The sequence below is a fragment of the Stenotrophomonas sp. 99219_Sma genome (assembly GCF_056480785.1).
Genome location: NZ_CM151117.1, coordinates 3,732,202 through 3,747,967, shown reverse-complemented (window position 1 = coordinate 3,747,967; position 15,766 = coordinate 3,732,202). Strand labels below are relative to the sequence as shown.

General features: G+C 67.4%; 15 protein-coding genes and 1 tRNA gene. 2 read left to right on the top strand and 14 right to left on the bottom strand.

Features of this window, described 5'->3' with window-relative positions; genetic code table 11:
- Nucleotides 1-42: 42 nt before the first annotated feature.
- From ACZK13_RS17090 to rph, 6 genes are all read right to left on the bottom strand, one after another.
- Complete coding sequence (locus ACZK13_RS17090; protein ID WP_180838787.1) at nucleotides 43-417, bottom strand: PilZ domain-containing protein; 375 nt, start codon at nucleotides 415-417, stop codon at nucleotides 43-45.
- Nucleotides 414-2,693 (bottom strand): DUF1631 family protein, encoded by a 2,280-nt coding sequence (locus ACZK13_RS17085; RefSeq protein ID WP_125894953.1) that lies wholly within the window; start codon nucleotides 2,691-2,693, stop codon nucleotides 414-416. The genes ACZK13_RS17090 and ACZK13_RS17085 overlap by 4 nt, the downstream gene beginning before the upstream one ends.
- A 201-nt stretch (nucleotides 2,694-2,894) precedes the next feature.
- On the bottom strand, nucleotides 2,895-4,121 hold the full coding sequence (gene hemW / locus ACZK13_RS17080; protein ID WP_253145461.1) for a radical SAM family heme chaperone HemW: 1,227 nt from the start codon (nucleotides 4,119-4,121) through the stop codon (nucleotides 2,895-2,897).
- 56 nt (nucleotides 4,122-4,177) lie between these two features.
- Complete coding sequence (rdgB, locus tag ACZK13_RS17075; protein ID WP_014038346.1) at nucleotides 4,178-4,774, bottom strand: RdgB/HAM1 family non-canonical purine NTP pyrophosphatase; 597 nt, start codon at nucleotides 4,772-4,774, stop codon at nucleotides 4,178-4,180.
- Complete coding sequence (locus ACZK13_RS17070; protein WP_049400723.1) at nucleotides 4,771-5,160, bottom strand: VOC family protein; 390 nt, start codon at nucleotides 5,158-5,160, stop codon at nucleotides 4,771-4,773. Before ACZK13_RS17070 ends, rdgB begins: the two co-directional genes overlap by 4 nt.
- A complete protein-coding gene (rph, locus tag ACZK13_RS17065; RefSeq protein WP_012512000.1) occupies nucleotides 5,157-5,882 on the bottom strand; it encodes a ribonuclease PH in 726 nt (241 codons plus the stop codon). The genes ACZK13_RS17070 and rph overlap by 4 nt, the downstream gene beginning before the upstream one ends.
- A gap of 124 nt (nucleotides 5,883-6,006) precedes the next feature.
- Between rph and ACZK13_RS17060 the strand changes: the two genes are divergently transcribed.
- The gene (locus ACZK13_RS17060) at nucleotides 6,007-6,867 is read left to right on the top strand and encodes a YicC/YloC family endoribonuclease (protein WP_019661992.1); all 861 of its coding nucleotides are present in this window, start codon (nucleotides 6,007-6,009) and stop codon (nucleotides 6,865-6,867) included.
- 151 nt (nucleotides 6,868-7,018) lie between these two features.
- On the opposite strand, the gene ACZK13_RS17055 is transcribed toward ACZK13_RS17060, so the two are convergent.
- The 6 genes from ACZK13_RS17055 to fdhE form a co-directional block, all read right to left on the bottom strand.
- On the bottom strand, nucleotides 7,019-8,164 hold the full coding sequence (locus ACZK13_RS17055) for a Fic family protein (RefSeq protein WP_071228189.1): 1,146 nt from the start codon (nucleotides 8,162-8,164) through the stop codon (nucleotides 7,019-7,021).
- A gap of 182 nt (nucleotides 8,165-8,346) precedes the next feature.
- Nucleotides 8,347-9,426 (bottom strand): selenide, water dikinase SelD, encoded by a 1,080-nt coding sequence (selD, locus tag ACZK13_RS17050; protein WP_478445011.1) that lies wholly within the window; start codon nucleotides 9,424-9,426, stop codon nucleotides 8,347-8,349.
- Between the two features lie 26 nt (nucleotides 9,427-9,452).
- Nucleotides 9,453-9,548: transfer RNA gene (locus ACZK13_RS17045), tRNA-Sec, on the bottom strand.
- 24 nt (nucleotides 9,549-9,572) lie between these two features.
- Nucleotides 9,573-11,504 carry a selenocysteine-specific translation elongation factor gene (gene selB, locus ACZK13_RS17040; RefSeq protein WP_478481973.1) on the bottom strand — a complete coding sequence of 644 codons (1,932 nt, stop codon included), beginning with the start codon at nucleotides 11,502-11,504 and terminating at the stop codon, nucleotides 9,573-9,575.
- The gene (selA, locus tag ACZK13_RS17035) at nucleotides 11,501-12,925 is read right to left on the bottom strand and encodes an L-seryl-tRNA(Sec) selenium transferase (protein ID WP_478481972.1); all 1,425 of its coding nucleotides are present in this window, start codon (nucleotides 12,923-12,925) and stop codon (nucleotides 11,501-11,503) included. Before selA ends, selB begins: the two co-directional genes overlap by 4 nt.
- A gap of 4 nt (nucleotides 12,926-12,929) precedes the next feature.
- Nucleotides 12,930-13,913 (bottom strand): formate dehydrogenase accessory protein FdhE, encoded by a 984-nt coding sequence (gene fdhE / locus ACZK13_RS17030; protein WP_049422645.1) that lies wholly within the window; start codon nucleotides 13,911-13,913, stop codon nucleotides 12,930-12,932.
- Here fdhE and ACZK13_RS17025 point away from each other — a divergent pair.
- Nucleotides 13,912-14,151 (top strand): hypothetical protein, encoded by a 240-nt coding sequence (locus tag ACZK13_RS17025; RefSeq protein WP_478481969.1) that lies wholly within the window; start codon nucleotides 13,912-13,914, stop codon nucleotides 14,149-14,151. The two genes, fdhE and ACZK13_RS17025, sit on opposite strands and share 2 nt — an antisense overlap.
- A gap of 49 nt (nucleotides 14,152-14,200) precedes the next feature.
- On the opposite strand, the gene ACZK13_RS17020 is transcribed toward ACZK13_RS17025, so the two are convergent.
- Nucleotides 14,201-14,848 carry a formate dehydrogenase subunit gamma gene (locus ACZK13_RS17020; protein WP_032127833.1) on the bottom strand — a complete coding sequence of 216 codons (648 nt, stop codon included), beginning with the start codon at nucleotides 14,846-14,848 and terminating at the stop codon, nucleotides 14,201-14,203.
- Nucleotides 14,845-15,762: a formate dehydrogenase subunit beta gene (fdxH, locus tag ACZK13_RS17015; RefSeq protein WP_012481154.1), complete on the bottom strand. Its 918-nt coding sequence runs from the start codon at nucleotides 15,760-15,762 to the stop codon at nucleotides 14,845-14,847. The genes ACZK13_RS17020 and fdxH overlap by 4 nt, the downstream gene beginning before the upstream one ends.
- Between the last annotated feature and the right edge of the window lie 4 nt (nucleotides 15,763-15,766).

Sequence of the window (15,766 nt, the reverse complement as noted above, 5' to 3'; positions counted from 1 at the left end):
TCTGCCGCATACCGCGAAAAACCGCTGTGCCGGAACCGGCACTCAGACCGTCGAAACCGGTCCCTCGTCGCTGTCCTCGCCCACCCACTGGCGCAGCAGCTGCCGATGTTCGCGTGACAGGGTCAGGAAGCGGAAGCCGGTCCAGCTCTGGCCGGGAACGTGTGCGGGCTCGCTCCACAGCAGGTGCACGCCCACGTCGATGGCCTGCTGGCGGCCATCACCCAGCGGCAACGGGAAGCGCAGCTGGTACAGCGCATCCTCGCGCAGCGGCACGCTGGCCAGCATCAGCATGCCGGTTTCGGAGACATTGCCGAGGCGCCCGACCACGCACTCGCGCATCTGGTCGGTGACCGGCACCAGGTCCGAGACCTGGCGGCGCGGCGCGCGGCGGGTGTCCTGCGGCGGTACGGCTTTCATGCGGGGGTCTCCTGTGCGCGGCCTGTGGCCAGTGCGCGCAGCGCACCAAGGCTGGCTTCCCAGGCACGGTCGACCAGCCGGCCCTTGTCTTCGGTGACCAGTTGCGCGCGCCCGGCACTGATCTGCCGTGCCAGCGTATCCAGGTCGGTATCGGTGATCTTCTGCCCGCGTGGATTGACGAACAGGGCGTGGCCGGTCAGCAGGCTGTACCAGGACAGGCGCTGGCGGCGCAGCGTGCCATCACCGGTATCGATGTCGAACCAGCTGCCGAACGGCAGCGTGGACAGTTGCTGGTAGGCGGCTTCTTCGGCACTGCTGCGGGGCGTTGCAGGCGCCGTGCCGGTGGGCGCGCCGGCGTGTTCGCCCAGGCGCGCACGTGCCTTCAGGCGGGCACTGAGTTCGGTACGCGAGGTGCTTTCATCCTCGCCGCCGGGCGTGGCCAGCCTGCGCGCGACGGCGGCGGCTTCCTCGGCGTGGTAGCCGACCTGCAGCAGCGCGGCCTCCACGTCCGCTGCCAACGCGGTATCGGTGCCGCCGGGGGCGTCGATGGCCTGTGCGGTGATGGCAGCGATGCGCTCGGTCTGTTGCAGGCGTTCCTGCCACTGTGGCGAATCATCGCCATGGCGCAGGCGGGTGAGGGTCAGTGCATCGGCCCAGGCCTGGCGCAACAGGGTCTGTACGAAGCGCGGTGGCGACTGCGTGTCGCAGCACTGGTCGATCTGTGCGGTGGCCTGGCGACGGGCCAGTTCCAATCGTTCCTTGCCGCGCGCGGCTTCCACGTGGCGGCGCTCGGCCAGTTCGGCACGATGGGCCGCCGCGCGCTGGTGCTGCTGCACGTCTTCGTTGGCGGCGGCAAAGGCCTCCGGTGCGCGCGCATCCTGCCCCAGCAGGCCCTGCACGCTCTGCGCCATGCGCTGCAGCAGCTGTGGGTCGACGTCATCGTCGCCCAGCCAGTTGGCGCCGACTTCGGCAATCTGGTTGAGCAGCTCACGCGCGGGATGTTCGTCGCGCACGAAGAAGCCCGGGTCGGCCATGGCCGCGCGTGCCAGGGGCACCTGCAGGCGGGCCAGCAGGGCGGCCGGCACCGGATCGGGACGCTGCTGCTGTTGCACCTGCTGCATCAGCATGCGCAGCAGGTCCAGGTTGTCCCGGTCGTGACTGCCCAGCTGGGCCTGCGCACCATGCTCGCTGCGCAGCTGCGCGACCACGGCGGCCTGCAGGTCGGCCACGCCGGTTGCCGCGCTGGACTGAGCCTGCAGACGCGCGAGTACCGCGTCGACTGCCGCACTGGGCACTGCGCCGCTGTCCGCCGGGGCAGGGCTGGCGTGCCGGGCCTGCTGCAGCAGCTCATGCAAAGCACTGCCGGTGGATGTGGTCACGCCCGGCGTGGCGGGGCCGGCTGCACCACCCTCGTGGAAGGCGTCCTGTACCAGGCTGGACCAGGAGCCGGCCGGTGCCGAACCGTTCCAGCCGGTCAGTGGGGCCGCGCTGCGCTTGGCCGGCTGCGTGGTGCGGCCGCCACCCACCGACTGGGTGATGATCCGCCGCGTGCTCGACGAGCGTGCCAGGTAGGGGGTGTAGACCAGCCCCGGCAGTACGCCGGACTGGGCCAGCAGGGCATTGGCACGGTCAAGGATATCGCCCAGCCGTTCCAGCACCTGTCGTTCGAAACTGCGATACAGCGCCAGCTGTACCTCGACGCTCAGCGCGTCCTGTTCGGCAATCCGGCGCACCATCGCGCACAGTGCCTGCGGCGCCAGCGGCAGGGTGTCGGCCTCGAAGGCCGGCGCCGCCGCCAGTACCCCCAGGCGTTGGCCGAGCAGGTTCAGTGTGTTGGTTGAACGCAGGGTTTCGCGCCGCACCATCTCGGTCAGCAGCAGGTCGCGATCCACTTCGTGCTCATCAACCAGCGACAGCCCGAGCATGCCCGGCAGCGCTGGCGGCGTAGCACTGGTGCTGACACCGTTGGCCGGTTCGCGCAACCGTGCGAGGGCGTCGGCAACGGCATCGAGCATGCGGTCGGCGAAGTGGCCAGCGAAGGCGTGCAGCTGTCCACGCTGGGCCATCAGTTCGGCCTGCTGCTGTGGATTGCGTGCGCGATCGGCGTCGTGCAGCAGGGTCTGCTCCAGCGCTTCGACAGTCAGGATCAGGGGCGCGGCCAGCGTCTGCCGGCACAGGCCGATCAGCGCGCCCAGCAGCTCACGTACCCGCGGTGGCAGGTCGCTGGCGGCCAGGCGGTTCTTGTCGGCAGGAGTGATGGAAAAGACAGCTGACATCGGCAGGCGGTATCCGGATTCCCGCGGATCGATCTGGTGAATCTACCGTGTCGGCCGCTGTCGGCGCTACTTTAGGGCGAATGTGCATCCCGTTCGCCAGGCATGGCCCGACCGATGAACGGTAGTGCCGGCCGCTGGCCGGCAATCCGCGCCGATCGAGCTGCCGGCCAGCGGCCGGCACTACCCGCTACTGCAAGACGCTCACTCCTCCAGGAACAGGCTCACCACATCGTTGGTGAAGCGGCGGCCCAGTTCGGTCGGCTGCACATGGCCATCGGTCACGTCCAGCCAGCCGTGCTGCACGGCCTCGGCCAACGGTGCATCCAGCACGCTGCGCGACAGCCCGGTACGCGACTCGAAATCGCGCAGGCCGAAGCCTTCGTGCAGGCGCAGCAGATTCAGCATGTACTCGAAGGGCAGGCGCTCAGGAGCGATTACATCGTCACCCCCGAACGAGGCCGGGGTGCCCGCGCTGTCCAGATAAGCCTGCGGATGCTTCAGCTTCCAGCGTCGCAGCACGTGTTCCTCTGCACCGGAGCTGATCTTGCCGTGCGCGCCGGCACCGATGCCCAGGTAATCGCCGAAGCGCCAGTAGTTCAGGTTGTGCGCGCTCTGCCGGCCAGGGCGTGCGTAGGCGCTCACCTCGTACTGGCCGAAGCCTGCCTGCGCCAGCAGGGCCTGGCAGTGTTCCTGCATGTCCCAGGCGTTGTCTTCATCGGGAATGCCCTGCGGCGGCCGCGCGAAGAACACCGTGTTCGGTTCCAGGGTCAGCTGGTAGTGCGAGATATGCGCCGGCTGCAGCGCGAACGCACGTTCCAGATCGGCCTCGGCACCGGCCAGGGTCTGTTCCGGCAGCGCGTACATCAGGTCGATGTTGAAGTTGTCGTAGCCCGCGTCCTGCGCCATCTTCACCGCGCGCTCGGCTTCGCCACTGTCGTGGATGCGGCCCAGGCGCTTGAGCATGGCGTCGTCGAAACTCTGGATGCCGAAGCTGAGGCGGTTCACGCCGGCTGCGCGGTAGCGGTCGAAACGGCCATGCTCGGCCGTGCCCGGGTTGGTTTCCAGGGTGATTTCGGCGTTGGGCGCGAAGCGCAGGCGCGCGCTGGCCTGCTGCAGGAAGCGGTCGATCGCTTCCGGCGGGAACAGGCTGGGCGTGCCGCCACCGAAGAACACGCTGTGCACCACCCGGCCCCAGACCAGCGGCAGGTCCTGGTCCAGGTCGCGCAGCAGCGCATCGATGTAGGCATCGAACGGCAGTTCGCCCTTGGCCTGGTGCGAATTGAAATCGCAGTACGGGCACTTGCGCACGCACCACGGCAGGTGCACGTACAGCGACAGCGGTGGCGGTACCAGCCGCGGCGAGGTGTCGTGGTCAGCGGAGCAGGCTTCGCCGGGCAGGTGGTTGCAGTGGTCGTGGGCGTGCGGCATGGGCTTCATCGGTAGTGCCGGCCGCTGGCCAGCTTCCCTGGTTCGATCGGGTGGCGTCAGTACAGCGTCGCCAGCTGCTGCTTGAGCTGTTGCAGGGCAATGGCACGGTGGCTGATGGCGTTTTTCAGGGCCGGCTCCATCTCCGCGGCGGTCAGGCCGTGGGTGGTGTCAAGGAACACCGGGTTGTAGCCGAATCCATTCGTGCCGCGCAGTTCACGGATGATCTGGCCCTCCCAGCGACCTTCGCAGATCAGCGGCTGCGGATCGGTGGCGTGGCGCAGCAGCACGATCACCGCATAGAAGCGGGCGCCGCGCTGGCCATCGGGAACGTCGGCCATCGCCTCCAGCAGCTTGGCGTTGTTGGCCGCGGCATTGGTCGGGTGGCCGGCATAGCGCGCGCTGTACAGGCCCGGTGCACCGCCGAGGGCATCGACGATCAGGCCCGAATCATCGGCCAGCGCCGGCAGGCCGGTCGCTTCGCAGGCCGCGCGCGCCTTCAGCAGCGCGTTCTCGACGAAGGTCAGGCCGGTCTCTTCCACGTCGCCCAGGCCCAGCTCGGCGGCCGAGGTGATCTGCAGCGGCAGGTCGGCGAGGATCTCCTGCATCTCCACCAGCTTGCCGGCGTTGTGGCTGGCCAGTACCAGTTTCTTCATTGACGGGGCTCCAGCAGGTCCCAGGTGTTGCCATACAGATCGCGGAATACCGCGACCGTTGCATAGGGTTCTTCGCGCGGCGCTTCCAGGAACTCGACCCCGGCGGCCAGCATCGCCGTGTGGTCGCGGTGGAAGTCGTCGGTGTTGAGGAAGAAGGCGACGCGGCCACCGGTCTGGTTGCCGATGCGGCTGCGCTGTTCCTCGTCGCTGGCGCGGGCCAGCAGCAGGGCGGCAGCGCTGCCGTCGGTCGGCCCCACCACCACCCAGCGCTTGTGGCCCTGGTCGATGTCCTCCAGCAGTGCGAAGCCGAGCTTGCCGGTGTACCAGGCAATGGCTTCGTCATAGTCGGCCACCACCAGGGTGGTCAGGGCGATGCGCCGGTTCATGCCGACAGCGCCGCCTGCTGTGCGTCCAGCAGCTCGCGCACGCCCTTCTCGGCCAGGCCCAGCAGCGCGTCCAGTTCATCGCGGCGGAAGGCATGGCCTTCGGCGGTGCCCTGCAGCTCGATGAAGCCACCGCCGTCGTTCATCACCACGTTCATGTCGGTGTCGCAGTCGCTGTCTTCGGCGTAGTCCAGGTCCAGCACCGGGGTGCCGCGGTAGACGCCCACCGACACCGCTGCCACTGCACCCAGGATCGGGTTGCGCTTGATGTCGCCGCGCTTCATCAGCACATTCACCGCATCGACCAGGGCCACGTAGGCGCCGGTGATGGCGGCGGTGCGGGTGCCGCCGTCGGCCTGCAGCACGTCGCAGTCGAGGGTGATGGTGCGCTCGCCCAGCGCGTTGCGGTCCACGCACGCGCGCAGGCTGCGGCCGATCAGGCGCTGGATCTCCAGGGTGCGGCCGCCCTGCTTGCCACGGGCGGCTTCGCGGTCGCTGCGGGTGTGGGTGGCGCGCGGCAGCATGCCGTACTCGGCGGTCACCCAGCCTTCGCCCTTGCCGCGCAGGAAGCCCGGCACGCGGTTCTCGACGCTGGCGGTGCACAGCACACGGGTTTCACCGAAGCACACCAGCACCGAACCTTCGGCGTGGCGGGTGAAGCCGCGTTGGATGACGACCGGGCGGAGCTGGTCGGGCTGGCGGCCGCTGGGGCGGGAATCGGACATGGTGCGGGTTCCGTAATGGCGAGGGAGTACGCCGCCACGCCCGCAGCCTTCACGGGGCGGGCAAGGGGGCTCTGGTGAGGGCGCTAGGGTACCATTCCCCCTTTGCACGCACCGGACACAATCCATGATTCGAAGCATGACCGCCTACGCCGGCGGCGAGCGGGTCACCCCGTGGGGCACGCTGGGCTGCGAGCTGCGCTCGGTCAACCACCGCTTCCTGGAGGTCGGCACCCGCCTGCCCGAGGAACTGCGGGCGCTCGAGCCGCAGCTGCGCGAGCGTATCGCCGCGCGCCTGAGCCGCGGCAAGCTGGATCTGGTGATGCGCCTGCGCGCGCCGGAAGCGGCCGCCAACCTGCAGGTGGACGAGGCCCTGCTGGGCCAGCTGGGCCGCCTGGCGCACCGCCTGACCTCCGATTTCCCCAACCTGCAGGTCAGTTTCACCGACCTGCTGCAGCTGCCGGGCGTGACCCGCGGCGAGGCCACCGATGCCGCCGCCCTGCAGGTCGAGGCACTGGCCCTGCTGGACCAGGTGCTGGACGGCTTCGTCGAGGCCCGTGAGCGCGAAGGCGGCAAGTTGTCCGCGGCCATCAGCGAGCGCGTGGACGGCATCGAGCGTATCGCCACCGAAGTCCGCACGCTGATTCCGGCCATTCGCGACGGCCAGCGCGCCAAGCTGGCCGCACGCCTGGCCGACCTGCCGCACCCGGTCGACCCCGGTCGCGCCGAGCAGGAACTGGTGCTGTGGCTGCAGAAGCTGGACGTGGATGAAGAACTGGACCGTCTTGGCAGCCATATCGTCGAGATCCGCCGCGTGCTCAAGCAGCGCGAGCCGGTCGGCCGTCGCCTGGACTTCCTGCTGCAGGAGTTCAACCGCGAAGCCAATACGCTGGGGTCGAAGTCGGTGGACAGCCGTACGTCCAATGCTGCGGTGGAGCTGAAGGTGCTGATCGACCAGATCCGCGAGCAGGTGCAGAACATCGAGTGATAGGGCGTGGCCGGGCGTGCCGTCAGGTCATCGAAGATGCGTGCCCTGGCGGTTGGGACGAGCGTGTGATGGGTGATCATTGATCCGCCTGGGTACGCATTTGGGGGATATTCAACGTCTCCACTTCGATGCACGGGCTGCGCCTACCTCTCTAGCGCTGCAGCAGTTCGGTGTATTGCTTGTAGCTGAACTGCTGGTTCCGTTTCTGATTCCCGGTACCGACAAGGACGTCAACGCTTTGCAGGACTTTGACAGCCGCGCTGGCGGTGGGAAATGTCACCCCCAGCCTTTCAGCTGCAAATGTAATGGTGAAGCGCGGCATCGTAGGCAGCATTTCGAACAAGCGGATCGCCTGCACCGTGCCGTCTTTCGCAGCCATGACCTTTCTCCGGTCGGCTGCGATGAGTGAGGCGATGTCGATGATGTTTCTTTGGGCGTTCTCGGCGGCTTCGGTCGTGCAGTCGAGGAAGAAGCGGATCCAACTCTCCCAGTCGCCATCGGCGCGGATGGCCGACAGAAGCCGGTAGTACTCGTCTTGATGTTTCTTGAGTTCGCCAGAGACATAGAGCAGTGGCTCCGGCAGCAGCTTCCAGTCTTCCAGCAATGCTGCAATCAGCAAGCGGCCTATGCGCCCATTGCCATCAAGGAACGGGTGGATCGTTTCGAACTGTGCATGGATCAAGGCAATGCGGACCAGAGGAGGAAGGTCTGTCGTAGGCTCGTGGATATAGCGCTCCATCTCACCCAGCAACCGTCCGACTTCCATGTGAGGAGGGGGGACGTAAAGAGCATTGCCTGGCCGGGTACCTGCGATCCAGTTCTGGGAGCGGCGCACTTCACCAGGTAACTTCTGCTCGCCGCGCGCACTATTCAAAAGGATGCTATGTGCTTCGCACAACAGGCGCGTTGAGATCGGCAGGCCCCAATCGTGTTTCAGCTGGTCTCGCACATACGCGAACGCTTGCAGGTAATTCGTCACGTCGCTGACGTCCGTGGTACTGGCCACGTCGATTCCGGATTCTTGATCCAGCAGATCCGTCAGTGTCGCCTGAGTGCCCTCCATCTGGGAGGTCAACAAGGCCTCCTTGCGGATGGAGCTGTAGATCAGCCATTCAGCAGAAGCGACCAAACCTGACATGGCGGAGAGCCGTCCCAGCGCCGCCTCGGCTGCCGCATTGGCCATGTAGCAAGCAGGATCAAGGGGCGGCATCGTGGGCGGCAATGGATGGGGCACGAAGGCCTTGACAAGCTCGCCGCCCGAATCGGTGGTGGTGTAAGTGCCGGTGGTCCTGGGCATTTGCGCTCCTGGCGAGGCGTTGTTAAAGGGATCTTTAAGAATCCCGGCCGCTATTAAAGCATGCTTTAATAGTGCTGAGGTTGCTCCCAGTGGCACGTTATCCGAGCAAACCGATGAAGTGGTGCCGCCGCCATGGCTGCGGATCTCAACGACGGGGGATGCGCGCCCGAGGCAAGAACATCTCAAACCACCCTGACGCCCGGCACTCCCTCGCTCAAGCGCCCCACCACGGCCGCCTGGCCGAACCCCGCATCGTTGAAGCAGGCCAGCACCGCATCCAACGCTTCCGGCGCACAGGACACCAGCAGGCCGCCGCTGGTCTGCGGGTCGGTCAGCAGTGACTGCCAGTGGGCGGCCAAGCCCTCGGCGAAGCGCACCTCGGCGCCATACGAGGCCCAGTTGCGGTTGGAGGCGCCGGTTACGCAGCCACGTTGCAGCAGGTCCAGGGTCTGCGGCAGCAGCGGCACCTGTGCACTGTCCACCTCGGCGGCCACGCCACTGGCGCGGCACACTTCCAGCAGGTGGCCGAGCAGGCCGAAGCCGGTGACGTCGGTCATGGCATGCACGCCGTCCAGCGCAGCCAGGGGCACGCCCACGGTGTTCAGGCGGGTGGTCGACTCGATCATCTGCTGGTAGCCGTCGGCATCCAGCACTTCCTTCTTCAGTGCTGACGAATACACGCCCACGCCCAACGGCTTGCCCAGCACCAGCACGTCGCCGGCGCGGGCATCAGCATTGCGCTTGAGCCGCTGCGGGTCGAGCACGCCGATCGCGGCCAGGCCGTAGATGGGTTCCACCGAATCGATGCTGTGGCCACCAGCCACCACGATGCCGGCATCAGCGCAGGCGCGTTCGCCTCCCTGCAGGATGCCGCGGATGGTGTCCTGCGGCAGGCTGTTGATCGGCATGCCGACGATGGCCAGCGCGAACAGTGGCCGCGCGCCCATCGCGTACAGGTCCGACAGCGCATTGGTGGCGGCAATGCGGCCGAAGTCGAACGGGTCGTCGACAATCGGCATGAAGAAATCGGTGGTGGCGACGATCGCCTGGTGGTCATCGAGGCGGTACACTGCGGCGTCGTCGCTGGTCTCGCGGCCGACCAGCAGTTCGACCGGTGCCGGAAGCGCTGGAACGCCACGCAGCAGTTCGGTCAGCACGCCGGGCGCGATCTTGCAGCCGCAGCCACCGCCATGCGCGAGAGACGTCAGTCGTTGCGGGGCATCGGCCGTTGAGGGGGCGGGGGGCTGCGCGTGCGTGGCCATGCCGACATCTCCTGCGGAAACACGAATGGCGGAAGGCAGCAGGAGTCGAACCTACCAGGGAACGATCGACGCCCCCTACTGGGTTTGAAGCCCAGCCGCATGCCCGGATGCGCATGCCTTCCGAAAGTACGGCGGTACCGGTGGGCTCAGTCGCGGGCCGCGTTCCACTGCAGGTCGCCGCGTGGCCGATGCTGGTCACCGACGCGTCGAGTGTAGCCAACGCGATTGAAGAACTCCAAGATCTGGATGCTGCGTTTGCGGCCCAGGCCGATGGCATCGCGGAAGGCCGCCGCATCCACCGTGCCGCTGGTCTGTGACAGCTGCGCGACGATAGCAGCGAGTGCCGCAATGCGCGCGGGTGAATAGAACAAGTCCGGTACCACCTGGAACAGTTCACCACGTGCGGCGGCGCGGCGCAGGACCGCGCGGACCTCGTCTTCGGCCAGTCCGGCGTCGGCGGCCAGGGTGCGCACCCACGGTGGATCGAAGCCACCGGCGTGCAGTTGCGGCAGCATGCGTTCCAGCAGGAGACGTTCGCGTTCCGGTGGCGCATGGTCATGGCCGGGCAGGCGCCACCACGCGCCCACGCGCTGCAGCGTGCCATCGGCCAGCAGGTCCTGCAGCAGCGCATTCCACAGGTCGCTCGCCAGCATGGGCAGGGTGCTGCGCTGCAGGCGTCCGCTGTCGACGCCGGGTTCGTCGGGGCGTCGCTCGTGCCAGCCGCGCAGCGAGGTGATCACCTGCTCGCGCAGTGCTTGCCAGTGCGGTGCGAGGATGATCACCGTGTCATCGCGGGTCGCGATGCGTCGCGCGTCCTCGGGCAGGTCGATGCGGTCGGCGGCGCGTCGGCAATAGCGTTGCAGCGCGGTGAGGGGAATGCCGGCAGGTGCCTGCTGCAGCAGCGGGACAACACCGGCACCGGCCGCCAGCTGCTCCAGTGCCTCCAGCCAGGCCAGTCGTGCAGGACTGCGCCGACGCCGCTGCGGAGGATCCGGATCGAGCACGACGCCACCGCCCAGCGTGTGGGTCGCGGCGGAATCGCGGACGATGAAGCGATCGCCACACATCGCGCAGACCGGTGCATCGAATACCAGCTGCACCAACTGACCATCGCCGTGGTCGTGGTCTTCCAGCACCACCACATGGGCCTGCCGGTGCATCGTGCCCCAATGGATGTGCAGCGGTGACCAGTCGCGCAGTGGCGGCGCCAGTGCGGAAAGTCGCAGGCGCACGTCGACGCGGGTAGTGGCCAGCAGCGCGCGTGGATCGGCAATCCAGTCGCCACGATGAATCTCGTCACGGGCGATGGCGGCCAGGTTCAACGCGCAGCGTTGCCCAGCCATCGCGTGCTCGCTGGCCTGGTTCTGCGCATGGATGCTGCGCACGCGCACGTCGGTGGCGGCTGGCATCAGCTGCAGATGCTCACCCACCGCGGCGATGCCGCCATGCACCGCGCCGGTTACCAGTGTGCCGTGGCCGGCCAGCGAGAATACGCGGTCCACCGGCATGCGGAACAGTTCGCTGCGCAGCTCGGCCTGGCGTGTGCTGGCATCGTCCGCCGCCCATGCGTGCAGCTGGGTACGCAGTGCGCTGATGCCGGCATCGTCGGGTGCGGTGCTGTTGCAGGCGAACAGAGGAGAATCCTGCAGCGGTGTCGCGGCCAGCAGCGCGGTAATCTCGATCTCGACCCGTGCGAGGCGCGCCGCATCCACACGGTCGATCTTGGTCAGCGCCACCGCACCACGATCCACGCCCAGCAGCTGCAGGATGGCCAGATGCTCGCGGGTCTGTGGCATCACGCCGTCGTCGGCAGCGATCACCAGCAGGGCGACATCGATACCCGTGGCGCCGGCCACCATCGTATGCACGAAGCGCTCATGGCCTGGCACGTCGACGAAGCCCAGCGTCGCGGCGGGGCCTTCGACGTCCCTGCTTTCCACCGGGACATAGGCGTAGCCCAGTTCGATCGATATACCGCGCGTTCGCTCTTCCTGCAGGCGATCGGTTTCGATGCCGGTCAGTGCGCGCACCAGGCTGGTTTTGCCATGGTCGATATGCCCGGCGGTGCCGACGATCATGCCTGCAGCGTGCTCCACTGGGCGAGGAAGTCGGCTTCGTCGGCCGGTTCCAGGCAGCGCAGGTCCAGCCACAGCGCGTCATCGGCAACGCGGCCCAGCACGGGTCGCGGCAGCTGACGCAAGCGCTTGGCCAGGCGATCCAGTCCGCCACGCCGCGCGCTGGTAATGCGCAGTCCGGCGCTGGCCAGCTGCGCCTGTGGCTGGGCGCCGCTGCCGATCTGGCTCTGCATTGGTGACCGTTCAAGATCGTAGTCGGCCGCGAGCGCGGAACGCATCGGCTGCAGCAGGCGCTGGGCCTGCACATCGATGTCCTCCTGCGTACGTGACAGGGTGCGCAGGGTCGGCAGCCGCTGTGCCAGCAGCTCCGGTTCGCGGTACAGGGCCAGCACCGCTTCCAGTGCAGCCAGGCCCATCTTGTCCATGCGCAGTGCCCGCTTCAGCGGGTTGCGGTTGATCCGTGCAATCAGGTCGGCGCGACCGGCGATGATGCCGGCCTGCGGACCACCCAGCAGCTTGTCGCCACTGAACGACACCAGATCGGCGCCGGCCGCCAGCGTTTCCTGCACGGTGGGCTCGTGCGGCAGGCCGAAGGCCGCCAGATCGCACAGGCTGCCACTGCCCAGGTCCACCACAAGCGGCAGGCCGTGCTCGTGCGCGATCGCGGCCATCGCCGCGGTGTCGACCTTGGCGGTGAAGCCGGTGATCGCGTAGTTGCTGGCGTGCACCTCCATCAGCAGCGCGGTGCGCGTGCCGATGGCATTGGCGAAGTCAGCCGGATGGGTACGGTTGGTGGTGCCGACTTCCAGCAGCCGCGCACCGGCACTGCGCATCACGTCGGGAATGCGGAAGGCGCCACCGATCTCCACCAGCTCGCCGCGTGACACCACCACGTCGCGGCGGTTGGCCAGGCTGTTGAGCAGCAGCAGGACCGCCGCGGCATTGTTGTTGACCACAGTGGCGGCTTCAGCGCCGGTCAGTTCGCAGATCAATGCCTGCACCCGTGCATCGCGGTCGCCGCGACGGCCGCGGCTGATGTCGAATTCAAGATCCACCGGCGCGGTCATCGCGCGGGTGACCGCGTGCACGGCGGCATCCGGCAGCAAGGCGCGGCCGAGATTGGTGTGCAGCACGGTGCCGGTCAGATTGAACATCGGCTGCAGATCCTGCCGTGCGTCAGCGGCCAGTGCGGCCTCGACTGCTGCCACCAGCGCCGGGCCGTCAACCGCTTCCTGCAGCTGCGTGGCCGAGAGCTGGCCGGCGCTGATACGGTCGCGCAGCACCTGCAGGTGCGAACGCAGCAGCTGGGTGATACGGCTGCGGCCGTGGCCCTCGATCAGTGCTGCCAGGGCAGGCAGACGCAGCAACCGGTCCAGCGAGGGCAGGGCAGCGGCCGATGCCGGGGTGGGGGGCGTGGCTGTCATCGCCTCACTCGCCGTCGGATTGCCACAGCAGCGGATTCTGGCTGGCGCGCGCATACCCTTCCTCGCCCAGCAGCAGGTCCAGCGCCAGCGTGCCGAGGTCGTCGGCCACCGGCTCCAGCGACGGGTCTTTCTCCAGATACAGGATCTTGCGGTAGCTGTGGCAGTGGTCGCAGGTCTCGGCACGGACCGCGCTCTCGCGCACCGCCTCGCCGCTGTCGCCGTCCACATCGGCCAGGGCGCGATAGGCGATGTCCTTGCCGGCGGCACCACACTGGCTGCACTGCACGCGTACGTAGTGCCACTGGCAGGCACACAGCGAGCACGACAGGTAGCGGTAGGAGGCATAGGGCGGCCGCGCCTGCACCACGCTGACCACCGGCAGGGTGCCGCACAGCGGGCACAGCCCCGGTGCATCGGCCAGCGGCTTCAGCTCGGTGGGGCGGAAGCTGTCCGCCAGCACCGCCCAGTAGACCTGCAGCGCGTTCATCACCAGCAGCGCAGCCACCGCATCCACCGACGGCGCGTCATCACGCTCCAGTACCGCATGCGCCTGCGCATCCAGCCACCCGTCATCGGCAGCAGCAACGCGCTGCAGTTCCTGGCGGGTTTCCGCGGGCAGCCCGGCTTCTTCAGCGCAGTGCTGGCATAGCGTGCGCAGCCAGCCGCGCCAGCGTCCATCCAGCTGAAGTGTGTTGGCGGGCCGCAACGGCATACCGGCGCCGGCTGCCGCACTCGACTGCTGTGCACGCGCCTGTGCCTGAAGTTCCTCGCGTTGCTGCGGTGTCAGATCCTCCAGCAGCGCCTGCTGCGCATCGGCCAACGCCGCCAGCAGCTGCAGGTAACCACCGATGGCACTGTGTGCAGCCAGACTGCGCAGGCGGTCCGCACGTCCGGCAAACAGCGACGCGGTATCGGGCAGGATGATGCGCGGAACATCGCGCGAGGCCAGCGTCTCGATCTCACCGGGTTCAAGGATGCGTTGCGCCATGCAGGGCGAGCCAGAAGAACCAGGCTCCATCCTCGCCGTTGTCGACGCCGGCGTCCAGCGTGTTCCAGGCAAAGCAGTCGAGCAAAGCAGTCGAGCATGGCTCGACTCTACAAAAAAGCCGGTTTCGATCATTGCCGTGTTCATCGTGTCGACCAAGGTCGACACCCACCAAAAGCACCGGGGACCTGTCGAGGGGGACCGGACCCACCCCGCCATCCCTCAGGAAACCCGCTCTTGACGTTGATGTTGACGTTGATCCAGCGGGTGCAGGGCCGCAGGCCCTGCCGCTACCCCTCTTCCCGCCGTCCGCGCAGGATGTCCCGGAACCACTGCCGGTGATGCTTGTACGCCCACCCGTAGGTCACCTTGCCCTGGGTCATCGCCCGCACCGAGCCCTTGATCCAGATCGCTGCATAGATGTGCACCACGATCGCGCAGACCAGCACCCAGCCGAACAGCGCATGGGCGAGCACCGAGAAGCGGATCACCCCGATCGGGAAGAAGTGGCTGAAGTACTGCCGCCAGATCACGAAGCCGGTCAGCAGCAGCGCCGACAGGCAACCGATGATGGCCCAGAACAGCAGCTTCTGGCCGGCATTGAAGCGACCCACCGGTGGCAGCTTCTCGTCCTCGTTGCGCAGTACATCGCGCATGCCGCGCATCCACTTGCCATCGTCGGCGGTCGGCAGATTGTCGCGCCACATGCGGAACGCCAGCAGCGCAAAGCCGACGACCATGGCCAGGCCGATGAACGGGTGCAGGATGCGCGTCCATGGCCCACCGCCAAACAACTGGGTCAGCGGGAACAGGGCAGGGTGGAACAACGCCAATCCGGACAGCGCGGTCAACACGAAGCAGATCGCCACAATCCAGTGATTGATGCGGGTCGGCGCGCGGTAGCGGATGATCTGCCGCGGGTGCGGGGCGTACTTCATGGCCGCTGCTCCTCTTCGATCTTCTTCGCCTCGTGCTCGGCTTCCTCTTCTTCCTCGTCATTGACCGTGTTGCGGCCGATGCCGATGTAATGCAGGAAGCCGGCGAAGGCGGTAGCGGCAATCGCCAGCACGCCCAGCGGCTTGGCCACGCCCTTCCAGACTTCCACCATCGGGCTGATGCGCGGGTCCTTCGGTAGGTCGGCATACAGTTCCGGCTTGTCCACATGCTGCAGCACGTACATCACGTGGGTGCCGCCCACGCCCTGCGGGTCGTACAGGCCGGCGTTCTCGTAGCCGCGCGATTTCAGGTCTTCCACGCGTCCCGCCGCGTGCTCGGTCATCGCCTGCTTGCTGCCGAAGGTGATCGCACCGGTCGGGCAGGTCTTCACGCAGGCCGGTTCCTGGCCCACCGCCACCCGGTCCGAACACAGCGTGCACTTGTAGGCCTTGTGGTCCTTCTTGGAAATGCGCGGTACGTCGAACGGGCAACCGGTCACGCAGTAGCCGCAGCCGATGCAGTTCTCTTCCTGGAAGTCGACGATACCGTTGGCGTACTGGATGATCGCGCCCGGCGACGGGCAGGCCTTCAGGCAGCCCGGATCGCTGCAGTGCATGCAGCCCTCCTTGCGGATCAGCCACTCCAGCTTGCCTTTCTCGTCCTCGTACTCGCGGAACTTCATCACCGTCCACGACTGTTCGCTCAGGTCGGGCGGGTTGTCATAGCTGCCGACGCAGCTGCCGACCTCGTCGCGAAGGTCGTTCCACTCCATGCAGGCGACCTGGCAGGCCTTGCAGCCGATGCACTTGCTCACATCGATCAGCTTGGCGACCTGGCCGGTGTGCGCGCCACGCGCCTCCGGCGAGGGCGTAGTGGTGGCCGAGCGGCGGATGATGTCCAGGGATTGCAGTGACATGGCG